General features: G+C 40.8%; 16 protein-coding genes. 7 read left to right on the forward strand and 9 right to left on the reverse strand.

Annotation, left to right across the window (positions count from 1 at the left end; all coding sequences use genetic code 11):
* Positions 1-95 precede the first annotated feature (95 nt).
* From OA91_RS05400 to OA91_RS05415, 4 genes are all read left to right on the forward strand, one after another.
* A complete protein-coding gene (locus tag OA91_RS05400) occupies positions 96-2,324 on the forward strand; it encodes an ATP-binding protein (protein WP_231870313.1) in 2,229 nt (742 codons plus the stop codon).
* A 24-nt stretch (positions 2,325-2,348) separates the two neighbouring features.
* On the forward strand, positions 2,349-3,707 hold the full coding sequence (locus OA91_RS05405; protein WP_046018162.1) for a sigma-54-dependent transcriptional regulator: 1,359 nt from the start codon (positions 2,349-2,351) through the stop codon (positions 3,705-3,707).
* Positions 3,708-3,723: 16 nt separating this feature from the next.
* Positions 3,724-4,221 carry an AlbA family DNA-binding domain-containing protein gene (locus OA91_RS05410; protein ID WP_063336645.1) on the forward strand — a complete coding sequence of 166 codons (498 nt, stop codon included), beginning with the start codon at positions 3,724-3,726 and terminating at the stop codon, positions 4,219-4,221.
* Positions 4,222-4,306: 85 nt separating this feature from the next.
* Positions 4,307-5,086: a sulfite exporter TauE/SafE family protein gene (locus OA91_RS05415; RefSeq protein WP_063336646.1), complete on the forward strand. Its 780-nt coding sequence runs from the start codon at positions 4,307-4,309 to the stop codon at positions 5,084-5,086.
* A gap of 22 nt (positions 5,087-5,108) precedes the next feature.
* Here the strand turns inward: OA91_RS05415 and OA91_RS05420 are convergent, their stop codons facing one another.
* The 3 genes from OA91_RS05420 to nhaC all read right to left on the reverse strand — a co-directional run bounded on the left by OA91_RS05420 (position 5,109) and on the right by nhaC (position 7,926).
* Positions 5,109-5,378, reverse strand: coding sequence for a hypothetical protein (locus OA91_RS05420; RefSeq protein WP_046018165.1), 270 nt, complete (start codon positions 5,376-5,378; stop codon positions 5,109-5,111).
* Between the two features lie 208 nt (positions 5,379-5,586).
* Complete coding sequence (locus OA91_RS05425; protein WP_063336647.1) at positions 5,587-6,402, reverse strand: hypothetical protein; 816 nt, start codon at positions 6,400-6,402, stop codon at positions 5,587-5,589.
* Between the two features lie 75 nt (positions 6,403-6,477).
* Positions 6,478-7,926, reverse strand: coding sequence for a Na+/H+ antiporter NhaC (nhaC, locus tag OA91_RS05430; RefSeq protein WP_063336648.1), 1,449 nt, complete (start codon positions 7,924-7,926; stop codon positions 6,478-6,480).
* A gap of 109 nt (positions 7,927-8,035) precedes the next feature.
* Here nhaC and OA91_RS05435 point away from each other — a divergent pair, with 109 nt between their 5' ends.
* Positions 8,036-8,971 (forward strand): LysR family transcriptional regulator, encoded by a 936-nt coding sequence (locus tag OA91_RS05435; RefSeq protein WP_063336649.1) that lies wholly within the window; start codon positions 8,036-8,038, stop codon positions 8,969-8,971.
* Between the two features lie 105 nt (positions 8,972-9,076).
* Here the strand turns inward: OA91_RS05435 and OA91_RS05440 are convergent, their stop codons facing one another.
* From OA91_RS05440 to OA91_RS05450, 3 genes are all read right to left on the reverse strand, one after another.
* Positions 9,077-10,690 carry a TRAP transporter large permease gene (locus tag OA91_RS05440; RefSeq protein ID WP_046018169.1) on the reverse strand — a complete coding sequence of 538 codons (1,614 nt, stop codon included), beginning with the start codon at positions 10,688-10,690 and terminating at the stop codon, positions 9,077-9,079.
* Positions 10,691-10,720: 30 nt separating this feature from the next.
* Positions 10,721-11,398: a TRAP transporter small permease gene (locus OA91_RS05445; RefSeq protein ID WP_063336650.1), complete on the reverse strand. Its 678-nt coding sequence runs from the start codon at positions 11,396-11,398 to the stop codon at positions 10,721-10,723.
* 177 nt (positions 11,399-11,575) lie between these two features.
* Entirely contained in the window at positions 11,576-12,568 is a 993-nt protein-coding gene (locus tag OA91_RS05450; protein WP_046018171.1) for a TRAP transporter substrate-binding protein, read from the reverse strand.
* A gap of 652 nt (positions 12,569-13,220) precedes the next feature.
* On the opposite strand from OA91_RS05450, the gene OA91_RS05455 reads away from it, so the two are divergent.
* A complete protein-coding gene (locus OA91_RS05455) occupies positions 13,221-13,994 on the forward strand; it encodes a substrate-binding periplasmic protein (protein ID WP_063336651.1) in 774 nt (257 codons plus the stop codon).
* A gap of 49 nt (positions 13,995-14,043) precedes the next feature.
* Here OA91_RS05455 and OA91_RS05460 read toward each other — a convergent pair whose 3' ends face one another.
* The 3 genes from OA91_RS05460 to OA91_RS05470 form a co-directional block, all read right to left on the reverse strand.
* Positions 14,044-16,191, reverse strand: coding sequence for a GNAT family N-acetyltransferase (locus tag OA91_RS05460; protein WP_063336652.1), 2,148 nt, complete (start codon positions 16,189-16,191; stop codon positions 14,044-14,046).
* A 130-nt stretch (positions 16,192-16,321) separates the two neighbouring features.
* Positions 16,322-18,361: a methyl-accepting chemotaxis protein gene (locus OA91_RS05465; protein ID WP_063336653.1), complete on the reverse strand. Its 2,040-nt coding sequence runs from the start codon at positions 18,359-18,361 to the stop codon at positions 16,322-16,324.
* Positions 18,362-18,662: 301 nt separating this feature from the next.
* Positions 18,663-20,672 (reverse strand): methyl-accepting chemotaxis protein, encoded by a 2,010-nt coding sequence (locus tag OA91_RS05470; protein WP_063336654.1) that lies wholly within the window; start codon positions 20,670-20,672, stop codon positions 18,663-18,665.
* Positions 20,673-21,126: 454 nt separating this feature from the next.
* On the opposite strand from OA91_RS05470, the gene OA91_RS05475 reads away from it, so the two are divergent.
* On the forward strand, positions 21,127-21,915 hold the full coding sequence (locus OA91_RS05475) for a substrate-binding periplasmic protein (RefSeq protein WP_063336655.1): 789 nt from the start codon (positions 21,127-21,129) through the stop codon (positions 21,913-21,915).
* Positions 21,916-21,922: the final 7 nt, after the last annotated feature.

Raw genomic sequence — 21,922 nt, forward strand, 5'->3', positions numbered from 1 at the left:
CATGAATCTAGCCGAGTTGTCCATTTATGTCCTACCTCAATCATACTAATAAATCAGTTTACCTTTTACGTTGGTTATATATTGTACTCTTTAGCATGAGTTTAGTTCTTATGTGGAAAGGTGGGGAAATATTAAAGCAAAAGCAAATAGAAAATTTAAAGCAATCTTCCAGTGCTGAATTAGTTCAATTAACCAAGGTCATTGTTAGTGCAATAGAGAAGTATCAGCACATGCCTACCTTGCTGGCGAGTAACAGCCGTGTGATTCGTGTGCTAGAGCATGGTAGAGCCTATGATATTAGACAACTTAATGCTGAATTAGAGCAGATTAGTCGTATTACCGAAGCTTCAGAGAGTTATATTATTTCACCATCAGGTGTCACCATCGCCGCTTCAAATTATGATCAAGAGACCAGTTTCATTGGTAAAGATTTTTCCTTTAGACCGTATTTTAAGCAAGCTATGGCAGGGCTTTCAGGGCGTTATTATGCGTTAGGAACCACAACAAATAGACGCGGTTATTACTTTTCTTACCCTGTAAGAAATGGCCACGAAATAATTGGTGTGGCTGTGGTAAAAGTGGATTTAAGTCAGTTTGAATCTCGCCTTAAAAACAATAAATTTAATTTCTTGTTGTTAGATCCTGACGGCATCGTATTTAGCAGTTCTCGCCGCGAATGGTTATATAAAACCATTAATCAATTAACCCATGAAGAATTACAGCGCATTGTTCAAAGTCGCCGCTATAAAACGCAAGCTTTTGAAAAACTCCCTATCGTGGCAGAAGAGTCGTTTGATGAAGAGGCTAATTTACTGCAGTTATTGGAAGTTAGTAGCACTCTTAAGGGAGAGGAAAAGATAGACAGGATAAGTTACTTACACTTATCTAGCTCGATTTATTCATTGGGCTTTAAGGTTGATTTATTAATCCCTATTACCTTGATTGAAGAAGAGGTCGCTCTTTGGCGTACCATCTTTATGGCCAGCTTGTTAATTTTAATTCTGGTACTCATTACCGCAAGATTAAGACGTCGTATGCTAAGTGAGCGTTCACAAGCTTTAGAAATGAGTCGTCATAATCAAGCCTATATCAGAGAGATTATTACCAATACACAGGCGGGTCTTATTACGCTGGATGAAGAGCAAAAAATAGAATCCTACAACCCAGCAATGGAGACCTTAATAGATCATCCTTTGACTGAGCTAATAGGTATGCCTTTTAGTGATTTGTACACTCCAATTTCAGATGATCCAGAGGGCCAATCCAAAGCCTTATTTTCTGAAGTATCAACTCCTTTTATCGTGACAGCCTCGGAGGGTTTTTTACATCTTAATAGCCAAAGCCCGCGACATAAGCAGCAAGTCGCAGTTGAGATGACCTTATGTAAAATGAACTTACCTAATAGCCTTAAGTACTTGGTTACCTTCCATGATATGACAGAGCGTAAGCAGTATGAGCAGGAATTGATGCATGCTAGAAATGCGCTCGAACACAGGGTAGTGGAACGTACCTCAGAATTAGAGCTGGCTAACCAAAGGTTAAGAGATGAAATTCAGCACCATAAGGAAACCCAGCAAGAGTTAATTCAAACAGCTAAGTTAGCCGTGTTGGGGCAATTAAGTGCGGGTATTAACCATGAGCTAAACCAGCCTTTAACAGCTATGCGCGCTTTTGCTGAAAACGGACTGACCTTTATAGAGCGTGAGAATATTACGCAAGCAAAAGGTAATTTAAACAAGATAGTGAATCTATGTGGCCATATGTCTGACATTATTTCACGTTTTAAGGTCTTTGCCAGAAAAGGGAATTTTCAACACTCTCCAGTCTCCTTAGATACTGTTATTCAAGGGGCTATGACCATCATGATGCAACGTATCAAAGATGCCGAGATAGAGTGTATTCTCCCTAAAATTAATACAGAGCAAGTGATTGGTGATGTGGTCTTGTTGGAGCAAGTTCTGGTTAACCTGATTGCCAACGCGATTGATGCCATTATGGAGTCTGATCATAGCCAAAAGCGTATTGAAATTAAAATAGAGCAGCCAGCTCATGATCTTGATAAACAAGATTCTTGGTTAACCATACGTGTTTTAGATTCAGGTAATGGTATGGATGATGTTGTTTTAGCGTCTTTGTTTGAGCCTTTCTTTACCTCTAAATCTGATAGTGTTGGGCTAGGTTTAGGGCTATCTATTAGCCAAAGAATTGTGGAATCCATGGGGGGCAGTATCAGTGCTGCCAATATCACTCAAGGTGAGCATTCTGAGTGCTATAAAGATGTTAATATAGGTGCTGAATTTAGCGTGACTTTAAAGGCTGTTTAATAGAATAGGAGGATGTCGCTTAACATGACTAGTGCAGGTAAGGTGTTATTGATTGATGATGAGTCTATGGTGCGTTCCGCCATTTCTCAAACATTAGAGTTAGAGTCCTTTGAGGTGCTGGAATATGCCAATGGCAAAGGGGTGATTGAGAATCTCTCGATAGACTGGCCTGGCATTATCGTAAGTGATATTAACCTGCCTGGTTTAAATGGTTTGGACCTTTTTGAACAAGTCAAACAGGTTGATGAGAGCATTCCTGTTATCTTTATTACAGGTCACGGTGATATCAGTATGGCGGTTAGTGCCATGCGAGATGGGGCCTATGACTTTATCGAAAAACCTTTCTCCAATGATGCTTTTTTGGATGTGGTGCGACATGCCATGGAGAAACGCAAACTTACCCTTGAAAACCGCCGACTAAGGCAAGAGCTACAGGCGCAAAATGCCCCAGGCCCACGTATTATTGGTAATACTGCTGGGGTGAACCGTCTAAGACAAACACTTTTACACGTGGCAGATACGGCGGCAGATATTCTGATTAATGGTGAAACGGGCACAGGGAAAGAGCTGGTGGCACGCTATATACACGAGCACAGTGGTCGTCAAGGTAATCCTTTCGTTGCTATCAACTGTGGTGCTGTGCCTGAATCTATTATGGAAAGTGAGCTTTTTGGCCATGAAAAAGGCGCATTCACCGACGCTAAAACCCAACGTATTGGTAAGTTGGAACACTCCAATGGTGGCACACTCTTTTTAGATGAAATTGAAAGCATGCCCATGTCTATGCAAGTTCGTTTATTACGAGTGCTGGAAGAGCGAAAAGTGGAGCGTCTTGGCTCGAATAAAGGCATAGATCTCGACCTTAGAATTCTTGCTGCGACCAAGGTGGATTTAAAAGAGTTGAGTGAAACAGGAGTGTTTCGACAAGACCTTTATTACCGTCTCAATGTTGTCAGGGTGGATATTCCAAGCCTAAGGGATAGAACCGAAGACATCCCGCTTTTGTGGCAGCATTTTTGTCTGGTTGCTACCGCTCAATATAAGCGTGAATCTGAGCCAGTGACGGCCTCTCGCATGCATAGTTTGATCAGTTATGAATGGCCCGGCAATGTCAGAGAATTGCGAAATCTGGCAGAAAGGTATGTACTTATGGGAGAGGCATGTACTTTTGAGTTTGACCAAATTATCACGACAAATGAACATAACCCTGGTGTCATGACCTTGCCTGAACAAGTGGAGCGATTTGAGAAAACGCTTTTAGAGCAAGAACTAACTCATCAGAAAGGGTCAATAAAAGGCACTATGGATGCGCTTGGTTTACCTCGAAAGACCCTTTACGACAAGATGAGAAAATATGATTTAGATAAGGACTTTTATAAATAAATCATTGGGAGAAAAGATGGTTAGCATTGTAACTTTAGAAGATATTGCCACACTGAGGGAATCATCCGAAGTGGAATGTAAGCTTGCTCAAGGGCGAGATGGTAAGGGTCAATTACCCGATGATATTTGGGAGAGTTACAGTGCGTTTGCTAATACAGATGGTGGCGATATCTTGCTTGGTTTAAAAGAGTTAGATGATGAAACCTATCAATTAGCTGGTATTGAAAATACCGAAAAAGTGATCGACGAGTTATGGCAAGGGCTGAACAACAAGACGATTACTAATATGAACTTGATCCCTAAAAACTGGATTAAGGTTGTGACTATCATGGGTAAGAATATGATTCACATCTTGGTACCTAAAGCCCCGCCAGAACAAAAGCCCATTTATATTAAAACTGATCCACTTAAAGGGACTTATGTACGTTTAGGTAGTGCGGATATGCAGCAAGATGCCATTACAGTAAGTCGATTATTAGCCGAACAGAAAAAAATACTGGAAGCACAAAACTAAACTTTTTTGCTAGCGGTTTAAGCCTTTAAGTTCAGCCATGTTTTAATCAATATAATTCTTTTCCCCTTAGCAGAGTAGACATTCGATGGATGTAACGGCATTTTTAGCTTGGTTCGAGTCATATTTTTTAGCAACTACCTCGCTTAATGTGTTTGTTATCTTGGTTGTTGTTGCTTGCTTTACGTCATTTACAACCGCCGTTTTTGGTGCTGGTGGTGGCGTCATGATGTTAGGCGCTATGGCTCAAGTTTTACCACCTCAAGTGATTATTCCTTTACATGGAGTTGTACAGCTAGGCTCAAATACTGGCCGAGCTATCATGAGTTGGCGCTATATTGATTGGCGTTTAATTTCACGATTTTTACCCGGTGCTGTAGTGGGTATTTTGCTAGGCAGCTTGCTCTTGGTCAGCTTAACCCCATCGACCATATATCTCACCGTGGCCTTATTTATCTTGTACCTGTGTTGGGGGCCTAAGCTACCTAAGCTTGTATTGGGAACATTAGGCACAGGAATAGCCGCTGCCGTAACCAGCTTTTTAACTTTATTCGTGGGGGCTTCTGGCCCTTTAGTTGCCGCCTTTATCAAGCAAATGCATGCTTGCAAATTCACCACGATAGCGACTTTTGCTGTGGCCATGACAAGTCAGCATTTATTAAAAATTAGCGTATTTTATCAGGTTGGGTTTCCACTATTGGACTGGCTGCCTTTGTTGGCATGCATGATCTTAAGTGGCGCCATAGGGACATTTGTTGGATTAAAGGTGTTGAAATATGTCTCTGATAAGAGCTTTCACCGTACCTTTAATTTGATTCTAACTGGGTTAGCGTTACGTATGATGTGGCAGGCTTGGGATGCGCTTTAGTTATTTAAAAGAAAAAGTAGGCTTAGTTACGTACTTTTTCTTTAACAACCAGCTTGATCACGAAGTCAGGGCGAAACAATATCATCCAATAGCTGAGTAATAAGCTTGTAAGGCCTGTGATTACCATATGGTTTTGATAGGTTTGCCAGAAGATATATTGGCTAGAAGAGGGAGTATTAAAGCCAGTAAAAATCAGAATAAAAGGCAGAATACAGCAAGCGATAATAAGTAGAAGACTTTTGCTTTTGCAAATTCTTGTCGCCTTCTGCTGAGAGTTCAATGTGTTGTGCATAAAATCAACCTTCTTAATCTGTCTTGTTCTGATGCTGTTCTGCTTTGCGTCCATCCTTTGGCAGCAGTAAAAACTTTAAGCCTATTATCTATAACGGCAGCTTATGTTTTTTCTTTATTCATTAGGTTGATATTTATAAATTAAAATAAAGGAGAAAAAATGAAGCCAATGTTGAACTAGGGGAATTTCACTTTTTCTCCATTTTTAGCTAATCGGTGAACTCTATGCTGGCTAGCTCTCCATTTTCTTGTCTGACGATAACCGTAGAGAATTCAGGTGTGGCTGAGTAAATCACCATAAAGCGGCCCGTAATATAGGCATCAGCGTGAATTGCCCAAGGTGCCATGTGAATGCCATAACCAAAAGGCACCTGAAAGGCGGAGACTTCATCAAGGCCTTCTTCATTGCGTTTACCAATAATGAGGTAACCCCCACATGTTTCATCTAAAGGCATATGAAAATGAGGCCTATCATGGACTTCGAGGTAAGCACCACCACCTAATTCTGGCTTCAGTAAATATTCTTGAGGGTAATCTTTACCTACAGAGGTGACGGTTAAAGGAAGGTTGCCGCTAGCATCAAACTTGATCGCATCACCGATTTTAACTAAACGAGAATGATAATAAGCCAGATGCTCTGGTGTTGCCTCAGCAATGGCAATCTTCAGACTTGTCTCGCCCTTGTTTAATAAATATCGCCCGTTACCACCTAAGATATTGGCGTCGTCTATGGTCAGGTCAACTTTTGTCTGCCAATCTCCAGTAAGCTTACTTCTGGGTGGTGCGATGGGTTGAGGTAAAGGCGCAACGGTAAGATCTTCAGCTTCATACATGCCATCAAGTTGTAATTGATAAACCTTGTTAGGCTGCACATATCCAAGGTAATTCTCTGTTCGCATATAGGATTCAGGGCTAGCCCCTTGGCGATTTACCGTTAAAACAGGTACATCTTTTTGTAGATCTTCAGGCAGTGATTTTAAACCTGACAAGACATCTTCTTGAACAGTCCAATGGGCTGCTTTCATATGGGGGCTCCTTGGGGGTAAAGTGGCGCAATTAATGCGCGACCTGAATTAGATATTAAGCTTGAATGGGTCGTTTTAGTTTGCCGCTTGTTTTAACTGGACATCATCTGTTTGCGTTTGGTTGTTATGCTCTGTGGTGCTGGTTTTAGCTCTGAATAAGGCAATGCCTAAATAAGCTAGCAGAATAGAAAGTAGCGGGTTAAACCAGTTAAGTAGGGCATAGGGTGCGTAATCTAAAACACTCACTCCTAAAGTGGAGGCAAAGAAAGCACCGCCTGTGGTCCAAGGAATCAGGGCCGTCGTTAAGGTTGCCCCTTCTTCTAGAGAGCGTGACATCAGGCTTCTATCTAGCTTGTGTTTATCATAGGCGTCGCCGAATAATTGGCCGCCAAGAATGATAGACATATAAGCTTCACCCATACTCATGTTGCCAAGGAAGCAAGATAGAATCGTTGTGGTTACTAGGCTGGCAGCACGTTTAACTCGGCTTAGAATGCTAGAGATAAGCACACGTAAAAATCCAAATTGGCTTAATATGCCACCTAACGCCAAGGCCATAAGGGCTAAAGATAAAGTCCACATCATGGAGGAGATACCGCCACGGCTAAATAACTTATCTAGTGTGCTAATGCCTGTTTCGAATGAACCACCAGAAAAGAGTGAATTGAGTACAGTGGTGAACTGAGCCCCTTGCATCAAGATAGCAATCAAAACAGCAACAACGGCTGCGCTCATCATGGCAACTTCGGCACTGATCTTTTTAAGACTCATTACCAGCATTACGACGAAAGGTAATAGGCAGATTAGGTTAATGCTGTAGGTGTTTTCTATGCCAGCTAACATAGCATTAAGCTCTGACGCCGGTAGACCATGCTCGGCATAACTCATTCCCATGAAGGAAAAAACAACTAAGCAAACAAGATAGGCAGGGCCTGTGGTGTAGAGCATGCCTTTAATGTGAGTGTATAAATCTGTGCCAGAAGACATGGCAGCTAGATTGGTTGTATCAGAAACAGGTGACATCTTATCGCCAAAACAAGCACCAGAGACAACAACACCTGCCACTAGCGGTAATGGAATTCCCATGGCTTCACCTATTCCCATAAGCACCACACCAGCGGTACCGACAGTGCCCCAGCTAGTGCCAGTCGCAACCGACATAAAGCTGCATAGAATCAGACCAGCGGGTAAAAAGAGGGCAGGAGATATGATCTCAAGACCATAGTAAATAAGTGCTGCGACTGTGCCGCTTTGAATAAAGGCCGCAATCAGAACACCGATAAGAATGAAAATATAGATAGCAGATAGGGCGCCTTGTATGCCTGAGTTCATGGCATTACGAATAGACTTAAAGCCATCTTGGCTGAGTTTAAGTGCGCTAATACTTGCGATTAAAAGGCAAATAAGCATGAGGCTATGTAAGCTAGCCTTTAAATAAAACAAGCCTACACCTATGACACACACTATGGCGCCAAAGGTTAGAAAGGATTGCCTAAAACTTGGACTTTGTAGCTGGTTAGACATCTGGGTTCTCCCACTTTATTTTTATATTTAGAGAGCTAAGGCTAGCAAAAGAAAATTCTATCCCCTATCCTAATTTGCTAAACAACCTATTAGAAAAAACTAATGCTTTATGTTTATTTTACCTTCATTTCAATCCTTAAAGATATTCGAATCTGCCGCTAGGTTAGCCAGTTTTACTAAAGCGGCTGATGAGCTAGGAATCAGTCAGGGTGCGGTTAGTCAGCATATTAAGAACCTAGAAATTAGAGCAGGTTTTGACGTGTTTGAACGTACTGGACGAAGGGTTATTCTCACCTCGTCTGGGCAAGTCTTATTAGATGCAGTAAAGCATGGATTAGGACATATTCAACACACTATTGAAGTTGAAAAACGAAAAAAGCAGGCAAATGAAATCGTTATATCAAGCCAACCAGGCTTTGCGATACGCTGGCTGCTACCGCGTATTATGGCTTTTAATCAGGCTCATCCTAAACTTAAAATCAGTGTGAATACGGTTACCAGCCCTTTGGATTTCTCTTTGTATCATGCTCAAGCTGGGCTCTATTATGGCTCGAAAGAGATTAAAGCAGGTGAGACGGAGAAGCTGTTTGATGAGCACCTGATTCCTGTTTGCTCAGCTAAGTTTGCAGAGCAGCATAAGTTACAGCCACCGTTGAATAAAAAACAACTTGAGAAGTTGGTTAACTTGCCGTTATTGGGTGATTTAAGCCCAGTACCACCGCCTTTTGACGATACTTGGTCCTATTGGGCTAAAGCAGTCGGAATCGATTTGTCGCTGGATCATATTGATCGACAATCCCAGTCTAATATCACTCTGCAACTGGCTGAATTAGGTCATGGGATAGCGATAGGGCGAACCTCGTTAGTAATGGATGCGATTCAGGCTGGCAGTTTGATTGCTTTAACTCAGGCTGAGGTGAAGAACCCTTGTTATTACCAATTAGTCTCTAATCCCGCCATGCCAAAAAACAAAGCATTGAACACCTTTGCAGCTTGGCTTGAAGTGCAATCAAAAGAGATAAATGAGTTTAAGTTACTGATTTAAAATATAAAGTAAAAAACGCCATGACAGGGCAGTGTCATGGCGTTTTTTATCTTCACTTGTTGGCTCCTTTTGTTAAGAAGCCATTAGTTAGATTGTTTAATGGGGCTAATTGATTAGCTCTGGCCCCATAATGCTGTAAGGCAAGTAAGTTGATAGCGCTGGAACATAAGTTACTATGATCAGGAATACCATTAGTACAGCAACGAATGGCATAGCCGCTCTTACGACTTGTGCCAGACTCATACCGGTAATACCTGAGGTCACAAAAAGGTTGAGGCCGATAGGCGGCGTGATCATACCTATTTCCATGTTCACTACCATGATAATACCTAGGTGGATTGGGTCTATGCCAAGTTGCATCGCAATTGGGAAGACAACCGGTGCCACGATCACTAATAGGCCAGATGGCTCCATGAACTGACCACCAATCAAGAGAAGTACGTTGACAGCAATCAAGAAGGTGAACCAGTTAAAACCAACACCTAGCATCCATTCAGTAATCATTTGCGGAATACGTTCAGAAGATAGGGTATGAGCAAATAATAGAGCGTTGGCAATAATGAACATCAGCATGATGGTGGTTTTTGTACCATCTAGCATTACCTTACGAGACTCACCACCAAACAAGGCAGGGAAAAAAGCGCGCCCCATTTGACCTAGGTTACGTGCCCAGATAGGTAGGCCTGCTAACAAACATTTGAACAAAGGTGCATTAATCGCATGACCACGTTTGTAAATGTAGAAAATAGCGAGAGCGACACCCATGATTAGGCCCCAAATAGCACGATCACCAGAGGTAATAGTTTCGCTATCTGCAAGTGCGAAGAAGGATAGGATCTCCCATACTAAGAAGAAAGAGACACCATAAACACTACCATTAAAGCCAACACGGGCAATGGCAGAGTCTGATTCTTCTACCCAAGGGGTATTTTTAAGAGGCCCCATATCACGGTAAACAAAAAGTGCGATAAAGATAGAGTAAACCGCAGCAACGACCGCGGCTTCTGTTGGTGTGAAAACACCACCATAAATACCGCCCATGATGATAACGACTAGGAACAAGCCCCAACCCGCTTCTTTACCACCGCGTACAATATTGCCAAAACCTTTCCAAGGCTCTGCCGGTAGGCCTTTAATACGAGCAACCACATAGATAGCTAGCATCAACATACCGCCTGCTAATAGACCAGGGAAGACACCCGCTAGGAACATACGACCAACAGATACGTCAGTTGCAGCAGCGTACACTACCATTACGATAGAAGGTGGGATCAAAATACCCAAGGTACCTGCGTTGGCGATAACACCAGAGGCGAACTCTTTTGAGTAACCCACTTGGCGCATACCGGCAATAGCGATGGTACCGATAGCCACTACGGTTGCTGGCGATGAGCCTGATAAAGCAGCAAACATCATACAAGCGAGTACCGATGCCATTGCCAAGCCACCACGGAAGTGACCAACAGCGGCAATCGCAAAGTTGATCAAGCGTTTTGCCACACCACCTGTAGACATAAAAGACGATGCCAAGATGAAAAACGGGATTGCAAGTAAGGTGTAATGCTGGCCTGCTCCAAATAAGGATAGGGCGATTGATGATAATGAATCGTGAGAGAAAAAGGTCACGAATAAGATAGAAGATAGACCTAAAGATATACCTACAGGTACCCCGATAAAGAGTAACCCTAGCACTAGGCCAAATAAAATTAATGATTCCACAACGAGCTCCTTAGCCGCAAGTTAGATAGGTTAGTCTTTTAAAACGTCTTTATTTTCTTCAACCAGATCTTGTGCTTCGTGACCACTGATCAGCATCTCTCTTTCGCCTTTATAAATGGCAACGAAAGCTTGAATCGAGCGGAAGCAAAGCATTGCTAAACTTATGGGTAAGATCACCAAGACTAACCAGCGGTGAACACGGGGTTTAATGTCTAATAACTCTTGTAGGAATACAGGGTATCTCAGTTCTTCAGAGCCAATGCCAATTTTGAACATCTTGCTCCAATATTCGATGGCGCCGCCTCTTACTTCAACATTCAGTAGAGTCAGCCAAGTAGAATCTAGCAGGATAAAACCATACATCATGGCTGCGAATGCACCAGTGAGGGATAGAAATTTGCGGGTTTTCGATGGCACCGCATTGAGAACAATATCCACACCTAGGTGTAAGCCGGTTTTAATACCATAACTCATGCCCAAAAGGATCAGCCAAGAAAACGCGATCGTGGTAAATTCAAGTGCTGCATGCCAGCCAGTATTAAAGCCATAACGGGCAATAACCTGTCCAAACGAAACGAGCATGATGGAGGTAATAACCAAAACCATGAGGTTTTCTTCAGCCTTATCCACGGCGTTAGGATAGCGCTTCTCTAATCCCCAGAGAATCAGAATAAATAGTAATAGATAAAAGTGTGGCCAATATGCCATGACAGTCTCCAGACTCGTATTCAGATAGACGGTAACTTAAAACGGACCTTACCCCACGGATCGAGTCAGCATGGGATAGGGCCAAAAGGAGTGTACTCTCAGAGCTTTATGGAGATAAAACAGTACACAAAACTGGGCGATAGGCGGGAGATGAGGGCCCCACCTATCAGTAGCAGCTTAGGATTCAGCTGCGGCTTTGACTAGGTCTTTACCAATGTATTGGTCAAATTGAGACCAAACTGGCTTCATAGTATCAACCCATTCTTGACGCTGTGCTGGTGTAAGGGTGTTAATCTTACCGCCTGCCTTCAAGATGTTGGCACGGTTAGCCGCTTCTTTCGCTTTAACCGATTGGTTTGCTTCTTGAGTCACATCATTAGCAATTTGCATGAATTGAGCACGAGTACTGCTATCTAGGCTGTCTAGGAACTCAGAAGACGTCATGAACAAGTAAGCTAATAGCTGGTGGTTGGTTTCAGTCACACTGTCTTGTACTTCAAAGAATTTTTTAGTGTAAATGTTAGACCAGGTGTTTTCTTGACCGTCTACAACGCCTGTTTGTAGCGCGCCGTATACTTCAGAGAAAGACATCGCCTGTGGAGAAGCACCCATTGCAGAAATCATTTGTTTAGCAACATCAGAAGTTTGTACGCGGAACTTTAAACCTTCAGCATCACTTGGTACTTCTAGCTTTTTGTTAGCAGAGAAGTATTTCATGCCAGACATCCAGTAGCCTAGACCAACAAAGCCTGCATACTCATCCATCTCAGTTAGCAATTCTTTACCTTCTGCAGATTGAGTGAAACGAATCGCATGGTCCATATCTTTAAAGATGAAAGGTAGGTCGAAAACACCGTATTTATCTGTATAAGAACCGAATTTAGATAGAGATGGCGCTAATAATTGAACATCGCCAAGTAACAGTGCTTCAAGCTCTTTACTATCACCAAACAGCGTTGAGTTTGGATAAAGTTCTACACATAGTTTGCCGTTCATTTCTTTGTTAACACGTTCAGCGAACTTGTTAGATGCAACCACTTTAGGGTGAGTTGTACCGCCCGTTACATGGCTAAATTTAACAACGCGTTCACCTGATTCACAGCTAGCTTGAGCGCCAGTGGCAGCAAGTGTTAGAACAGCGGCAGAAAGAGCAAGATTAAATTTTTTCATTTTTATTAGACTCCGACAGGGTACTTATTATTGTTTGTCTGTGTGACTTAACAGAGATTCATCGTCTCTTTTAAGTTGTTAATGCCTTAACTATGAGATTAATGGCATACAAGTTTCTGTGTTACGGAGCTGATATAGCAGAAAGGGTGCCAACTTTTGCTTTTGTTTTTAACTTGTTGAATATTAAGGGTATTTTTATTTTTTGTTAGAGATGAGGAAAAGCATAGCTTTAGCTATTGGGGGTAATATGACTCATGGAAAAATACGTATGGGTGGAATTTCACCCATAACCATTATTTATCTTCATTCACCTTTTGTGGCGATAGTAAGCTCATGAAATATAAGAATAAAATTTAAATAAGCAAAGAGTTTTAGCTAATTTAATGTAAATGACATACTTGATTTAGAGATTAAAATACTTGGTTTTTATCTCATTCTAAAAAAAGGGGTAATTCCACCCAAATACTAATTAATTATTTAAAAACAAAAGGTTATCTTTAAATAAGCTAAGGTTAGAATGATAAAAGGTAGAAAAGTGAGTTCTTATCAATAAAATGTGGTTTATTTACATAATTAAGTCATTTATCTTTAATAACTTATCTATAAATTAGCTATGCTAAGTAAAATAAAAAATATTTATGATGGGTTTCCTATGAAAGCTCTTTCTGTATTATCTCATTTATTTTCTGGTTTTAAAAAATCTGGCCTGATACTAACTTTCCTTGTTTTTAGTCTCTCTACTCCTATTAAAGCTGCACCTTTGGTGTTTTTGGCAGATCATTTCCCTCCCTACGAATTTGCTAACCCTATGGGCAAGGCCTTGGGCTTTGATGTAGAAGTTATCGATAAAATTTTCAAAGATATAAATCTTGATGCTCAGTTTAAATTTGTACCTTGGAACCGTGTCATTAATACGGTTAAAAAGGGGGAGGCTGCAGGTTATTTCTCTTGTGCTTATAAACCAGAGAGAGAAGCCTATTCCTATTATTCAGATGTTTTAAGTACTGCCACACAAGGTATTATCGTAAAGCGTGGTTTTGATGTGTCTGGTATCCGTTATGTTTCTGATCTTAAAAGGTTGAAAATTGGATCTGTAGAAGGTTATGCCGCGAACCAGTACTTAAAATATGCCGGGATAGCGTTTGAGAAGATAGGCCATATTAGTAATGCCTTTCCTATGTTATCGCGAGAAAGGTTTGATGCCTTATTTTTAAGTTTAGAAGCGGGGATGTATTTGGCCTCTGAGGCAGGGCTAAGTGATCAACTTGCTTATATTCCGATGCAAGATATCCCTGTGAGAAAGTATTACCTCTGCTTTAGTAACCAGCTTGAAAACCATAAAGAAATCGCAGAGAAGTTTAATAAAAAGTTAGCTGAATTCAGAGAAGATGGTACTTATGAAATGATTCATGACAGGTACCGTTAATCGAAATAGTTTTCTAGTTGTTGAATGATCGAGAAAGATAAAGTTGAGCTTATAACAAATGTAGCGCCACGGACTGCCTAAGCGCCTTGTCTATGGCTTTTTTAGAGAGCAGCTTAAACTGAGCAAAGTTAGCTTCTTTAATGGGGATTAGTGCTGCTTCATTTAATAGCGCTATTTCTTGGCTCTGCTCCATTTCTATTTTTGCTATCACACTACGATATAACTGGGCCCTAATGGTTTCATAGGGTCTGTGGTGGTGAGCGAAGAGTTTAAGATCATGTTGATCTTTTTCAGCTTCAATTGCTTTGAATGAGGCTGTTTCTATATAGTCTAACTGATCCTTATTGGGTCCTGTTTGCACTAGTGCTTGCGCGAGTTTTTGCTCAATATCTGGGTAGTCTCTGTCTAAATTTTGTTTAAGGTTTGATAAATAGAAGGCCTGATATAAACGGGCTTGCTTTTCAGCTTTGGTATTTAATGGCTTTAACATCATCACAGAGTAACAGCCGCTAGCCTGATCTCTTGCTGTCCCTAAACGAACACAAATAAAACCATTTTTTTGCCAAAAATTTACCACATCAAAAGTGGCTGCAAAGCTGGTTGATAAAAAGTCGACTTTATCTTCTATTCCTGCCTCGCCTATTTTTGTCAGAAGCTGGCTGGCATAACCTTGTTTTTGTAAATGGCTTTGGCTGGCAATACGACTGATACGCCAATACCGATAGTCACCCGCATCTAAATGCCCTTCATGGGCGAGTAAGGATTGAGGCAATAGGTGGCCTCTTGGGCGTCTAATGCCCTGTGCTACAGCCAAGGAAAGTGAAGAATCAAGTAAGCCTTCTTCACTAATGATGGCAGTAGAAATGAGCTGGTTATCAGCTTTCATTAGCCAGGTGCTCACGCTAGGGTCATCCAATATCCACCTTATATCATCAGGAGATGTTTGATAGTGGGCGCTTACTAATAGCGAAAAGCATTCGTCTAAAGTTTTCTCTTTATCTAACCAGTTATCTTGTTTTATTTTTTCAATATCAAGCTTTTTATAGTGAGAAGAAAATAGACCTTTATCTGGTTTTCCTTTTAACAACAAAAGGTCACTGATAAAAGCCTCTAGCACATCACCTTTACGCCAACGTATAGGCTCAGATAAGGTGAGGGTATTAAAGTGTTCGCTCTCTTGCTTTAAATAATCAATAAACTTAATGCCAAATCCTCGGCCAGAACCTTCGTAACCATGATTTGTTGAGGAAAAAATTAAATGCTTATAAATACCGAATAAAGACGTCAGCATGGGGAGGGGCAAAGCGGCTGCTTCATCAACAATGAGGAAGTCTAATTTTTTTGGACTATGTATCAAGCTATCGGGTGAAAAGAATAAGCTATGCGCTAAACTGTTTGCCTTTGAACTATTGTCTAATGTTTGAAAATAACTCTTCTCTAATTGCGCAATAGCGGCTTTATTTGGGCCTGTTATTGCAACACTCATCTCTGCTGATATTTGATTAAGTTGTGCTAGAGCAATGCCTAACGCTGTTGATTTCCCTCTTCCTCTATGGGCAAGGACGAAGCTAGCAGATTTAATCTCTAAGGATGTTTTTCTCTGCTCATTGGCTTTTATCGCAAAGGTTTTTATGGCTTCGATAAGCTGGTTTTGCTCTTTGCTGGGGATAAGGTCTTTCGGGCCTTTTTGAATACTAGCGAGAGCATGAGGTGCGCTAGTGAAAGTCGCAAGTTTAATATGCTGTATCTTGTTTAGTTTTAACTTGGCTAAAAAATATTCTTTAAAGTTAGGCTTTGCATCTTCGAAAGTAAGCGGCCAAGGCAGATATCGGGCCTGCTCTTGATCTATGTTATTTAGCCAAAGCTTTAAATCTCTCAAGGCAAGTGCGAGAACGCCGCCACCTTTAATGGTGCCTGCGATAAGGCTGATGGCAGAAGCAGATAATCCTTCTTCTATATCTAGAAAAACCGCTTCATGGCTTTGTCCTAATACTTGCTTAAGTTTTTTATTAGGGATCGCTTTACAGGTTTCAACTTGAGAATTTCTGATCGCATGAAATATATCAAGATCTGGTGCTGCTAATATTGGTTGACGTAAGTTTTCGCTTAGGCTGAAAAAATGCTCAAGACACGCATCAAGGTCACCTTCAAGCAGTACAAAATGGCGGTGATGATGGGCAGGGTTAATATCAGACATAGATAGGTGTTAGTTGGTAAGCATAATCAAGATGTCTAATCATACTCGTCCATCTAGCTTGTGCTCAAGCAAGATAAAGCGCTAATTATAAAAAGGCCGAGTTCAATCATGAACTCGACCCTTTATACTGCTATTTCAGTTTGAAAGAGCTTAAATCTTGCTGTAACTGTTGGCTTAACGCCTTGATGTTTTGGCTGTGTTGGCCTGATATCTCAGCTTGAGAGAAGGTTTCGCTGGCGCTCGTTTTCATCTCAAGGCTACTGCTTCTTATCTGGCCAGATGCCGCACTCTGTTCTTCTGTCGATGCCGCAACGGAAGACATACGCGCTTCAACTGTGCTGATAGAAGCCTGTATTTGAGCTAGAAGCTCACCTGCTTTACCCGCTTTTTTCACACTATCAGCAACTTGCTGACTGCCAGACGCCATGCTGTTTACTGCTGATTGGCTGTTTTGTTGCAAGCTTTCAACAACCTTGCGAATCTCTTCGGTAGATTGCTGTGTTCTCTGGGCTAATACCCTAACTTCATCAGCAACAACGGCAAAACCACGGCCTTGCTCACCCGCTCTTGCTGCTTCAATGGCAGCATTTAGGGCTAACAGGTTTGTTTGCTCGGCAATAGAGTTGATGACATCAACCACATCACCAATGCTTTTACTGTTTGCTTCCACTTCTTCAATGACATTAGAGGCATGAGTAAAGGCGTTAGATAGCTCACCAACTGTGACTTCAACGTCCTTCATTGCATCATTACCATCATTGGTTACAACGCGTGCATTGACGGTTTCTTCAGACACTTCATTCGCAGTGTTTGCTACATGTTCAATGGAACTTGCTACCTGATCGATCGCTGATGCTACTTGTAAGCTTTCCATTTCGTTTTTACTGGATTGCTGTTTTAACTGGTTGTTAGCCTGATCAATAGAATGAGATGACTCAATTAAAAGTTCACTTGAGTTACGTACTTGGGTAATAACCCCGATAAGACCATCACGCATAGCGGTAATATCACGCTTTAACAGGTCCATTTCATTCTTGCTGTCACGACTATTTAGCGCTTTAAAGCGAAAATCTAGTTGGCCTTGACCTAATAGTTCTAAGCCTTGGGTGATCTCTTTCATAGGCTTAAGCGCGCGTCGGATGATGAACCAAAGCAGTGCTGAAAGCAGGATAGCACCAAGAATAGATAGCATACCTAGGTTGATAATATTGCTAATAATAAGGCCTTGGTATTCATCGCGATAAAGCTTAATCGCAACGACCCAATCCCAACCCTCGATATGTTGGAACACAGCTTTAGAGTGCTCTGCTTGCTGATCACGACCAGCCACTTTGGCTTGATAAATGATGTTGCCTTGTTTGCTTTGATACATTTTTGCAAAGGTGCTTTTTAGCTCTGGGAACTCTTGATAAAGGTTTTTGCCCGTTAGAGTAGGGTGTAATAAGAGTTGGGCTTCGTTCTTACCTGTATCAGTAATATAGACATAGCCAGATGAGCCGAAAGTCAGTTTGCCTAGAGAGTGATTGATCTCAGCTAGAATATCGTCATAGGCAACACCAATATACAGAATGGCAATGGTTTTACCTGATTTGGTCACAGGCACATACTTAGTCATGTAGTTTTTGCCAAATAGGAAAGCCTTACCCACATAAGCTTGTCCAGACATTAGCATTTGATAACCTGGGTGCTTATTGCCTAAGTAGGTACCAATCGCTCTAGCCCCGTTTTCTTTTTTAAGTGATGTTGTTGCTCTTAAAAAGTCGTTGCCATCACGTACAAAAATCGTCGCAGTCGCTCCTGTTGAACGAGTGAATTGATCAATTTTAGTGAAATTTAGGTTAAGTACTTCACCTTCTAAGGTCACTACAGGGCTATCGAATGCGCCTACCTTAATCGTTTCATTAGGATTAACGTCTAGCGCTTTAAATTCATCGTTTAATACATTTGATAAGGTATGAGTCATTTGCATAATCGAATCATACTGAGCTTCAAGTTGAGTGCTGATTAAGCTAACTTCTTTTACTTGGTTGGTATCTGAAATTTTATTGATCTCTTTATAGAACACCATAGAGACAACTAATAAAAATAGAGAGATTGCGAGTACGACGCTGATAAGCGCACTAATACTTAGCTGTCTTGGCAGTGACCAGCGAGAATAAAAATTGAACATTACCTATCCTTTGTAAGATGAATTTTTAGAACTTAATGATAATGATTATCAATTGCTCATAATTTATATTTATTTTGTTTACATGTAAATGACAATCAGTAACAAAAGTGAGCAATCTTACATTTTTGTTTGTTTTTTGCACTAGAAATTTAACTTAATTTTCTGTTTTTTCGCTTTAAGAACAATAAGGTATGTTTTTAGGTAAGATTTAAGGTGGAAATCGTGATTGATGTGTAAATACACGAAAAAGATCGTTAAGAGGAGCTAAAGGTTTGTATAGAAGACCTTTAGCCCCACATTTTTAGCTTAATTCGAATGTGCTTAGGTCATTTTGTAACTGATTTGTAAGCTGTTTTATTGTTTTAGTATGCTGTTGCGAAGATTCTGCCTGTAGGAAGGTTTCGCTAGCACTGCTTTTTAGTGAGTGCGTGCTGCTACGTATTTGTGAGCTTGCTACACTTTGTTCCTCTGTTGAAGCTGCAACAGATCCCATGCGAATTTCGACTTCACTAATGGATTGTTGAATTTGGGTGAGTAAGTGCCCAGCATCGGCAACCTTATCTATACTCTCTAAAACTTGCTGATTACCTTTCGCCATATTATCCACGGCCGCTTGTGTATTAGTTTGCAGCTTTTCAACCACTTGCCTTATTTGTTCGGTCGATGTTTGAGTCCGCTGAGCTAACACCCGTACCTCATCTGCAACCACAGCAAAACCACGACCTTGTTCGCCTGCACGTGCTGCTTCTATCGCTGCGTTGAGAGCTAACAGGTTAGTTTGTTCGGCGATGCCATTAATAGTATCAACGACTTCACCTATACCTTGGCTATTGGTTTCTACCTCTTTAATGATGCTAGAAGCTTGATGAAAGGCTTCTGATAACTGAGCAACAGTCGCCTCAACCGCCTGCATGGCAGAATTACCTTTGCTCGAAATCATGCTGGCATTAGTTGTTTCTTGTGAGACTTGATTAGAGTTATTGGCAACCTCTTCAATGGATTGTGCAACTTGTTCTATTGCAGAAGCCACATGTAAACTTTCTTGCTCACTTTGACTCGCTTGGCTCTTAAGCTGAGAGTTAGCACTATTAATAGACTCTGATGAGGCGATCAAGCTTTCACTTGAATTTCGTACTTGCGTAATGACATTAATTAATCCATCGCGCATGGCGGTAATATCGCGTTTTAATAGGTCGACTTCGTTACGACTTGTCCTAGGGTTTAACGATTTAAAACGGAACGATAGTTGCCCTTTACCCAGCTTAGAAAGGCCTTTGGTGATTTCTTTCATAGGTGCTAAGGCGTAGGCAATCTGCAAGCATAAAGCGAGGCTCAATAAAGCAGCCCCAATAATACTGATGATAATAATAGGCATGAGTTTATCTCTAATCACAGCAGCATATTCATCATCATAGGTTTTTAAAACTGCCACCCAATTCCAGCCTTCAACATGATGAAAAAAGACTTTAGAAGCCCTCACATCATCGCCTTTGCCTTTAATCTGTAACGAGTAAACAGCGCTACCCTGCTTACTTTGATAAAGTTGTTCAAAGGTGCTTTTTATCTGTGGGAACAAGGTATAGAGGCTTTTACCGACAAGACTTGGATGTATTGTAAGAACTGACTCATTTGCCCCCGTATCTGTGACATAGATATAGCCTGATAAACCAATTTTTATCTCATTTATCTTATCTCTTATGCGAGTAAGTTGCTGGCTATAGTCATAATAGGTAGCTAGTAAAACAGGAGCTTCACCTTGATAGCGAATGACCTGATATTTAATGAGGTAGTCTGCGTTATTAAAACGCTGCTTTAGATAAAGATCCTGACCTTGAAAAAGAGAAGCAAAATCAGAGTTGTTGGCACTAATTTGCTTTAGGTTTGCAGGGGTAGTCAAGCTAGTTAATGCTTCTTGATAGCCGCTGTTGCCATAGGTGTAAAGACTATATTGAACACCACTAAGTTGGGCCATTTTCACTAAATAGTCTGTATCTAATTGAACCCCAGATAGGCTTAGTTTTGTATGCTGAGCGGCTGTGCCACCTTGAGTTTGGGTCAAGGTCGAGAAGTGCTGCTTGCTTTGTTTTGCTTGCACATCAAGGCTCATTCTAATAGCCAGAAAGTCAGACTCTAACTGCTGTGCAATCAGTTTTACTTCTTGAGATTGATGATCCTGAGCTATCTCGTCAATGGCAGTATTAAATACTCGAGTGATAAGTAACAACAAGATCAGAATAAAAACAGACACAGAGAAAAGAGCACCTAAGCCTAATTGCTTAGGTAAAGACATCCTTTTTAACGAGATTTTCATAGGAACTTCCATAATTTAATGAGAATGAAATCTAGGGATGAAACGCCTGCTTAAATCCCTTCATCATTCGATTGAATTTAATTTGAGAACGTACAGCGTGACTAACATATTTATTAATTAGGTGTTACTAATGCCTTGCTTAAGCTCGCTCATTTGCCGCATAAAAAGCCTAAAAACAAGCGCTTTTTGGTAAGGTTAAAAAGAGATAACTTTTCAAATTTCCTTAATAAATAGGCAGAAATATAAGTGTAATATTCCTTTAAATTGAGTACATCGAATATCGATTTTTTATCCTATTTGATTGATCTTAATCATAAAGGTTAATATTTAACCTAACGCTAATTGTCTGCTTTTTAGCCTTGGTCATAAGTAACGGCTTTTTCGAGTTTGAGCTTTTTGAGAGGTGAGATGCATTAATGAGCGGCAATCACATAAAAATAATAAAGAGGGACGCATGTTTGAATTTCGCCTGCCAAGCGTTAATCAAGTTCTGAGTTATGTCATAAAAATCATGGGTATCATCACCCTAGGAATAGTATTAATACCTTCTGTATTAATGGCTGAAACACTTAAGCTAACCACAGGAGAGTTTCCGCCTTATATCTCGTCTAACAGTAAACAACTTGGTCCTTTATCCCAGATTGTAAGCTTGTCATTTGAAAAGCAGGGTTATCAGGCAAAGATAGATATTAATCCTTGGAATAGAGCATTAAAAATGGCAGAGAAAGGGCGGGTTGATGCCACCTATGCTTGGTCGATTAAAGCGGAAAGACAAACTGCTTTTTTGTATTCCAAACCTTTATTTATCTTTGAGCAAAGAGCGTTTGCGTTAAGTAAAGCACAGCTTAATGTGGTTACTAATCTAAATCCTAAGAGCATTAAGCTTTGTCGCCCACAAGGTTATGCTTTACAAGGTTATTCAAAGCACTTGATCGACAATGGTATAGCGATTCATTTTAGTCCTCCAGATGTAGCGACCTGCTTCAATATGCTTAAAGCAAATCGAGTCGATATTGTTGTCGTAGATAAATTAGAAGGCTATAGCTATGTTACTCAAGTTTTTGAATCTATCGATGAGGTCAAGGTGTTAGATAAGGTCTTCTTTAAATACTCAAATCATTTATTAGTGTCTAAGCAGCATCCCAAGGCTGAGAAACTGATACAAGACTTTAATCTAGGGTTAGAAAATTTAATGGCAACAGGTGAATATCAAAGCATTTTGTCGAATGAGCTTGGTCTTTAGTTTATTT

Origin of the sequence: Marinomonas sp. SBI8L, from assembly GCF_001624705.1 — a bacterium.
In the GTDB taxonomy this organism is placed as follows: Bacteria; Pseudomonadota; Gammaproteobacteria; order Pseudomonadales; family Marinomonadaceae; genus Marinomonas.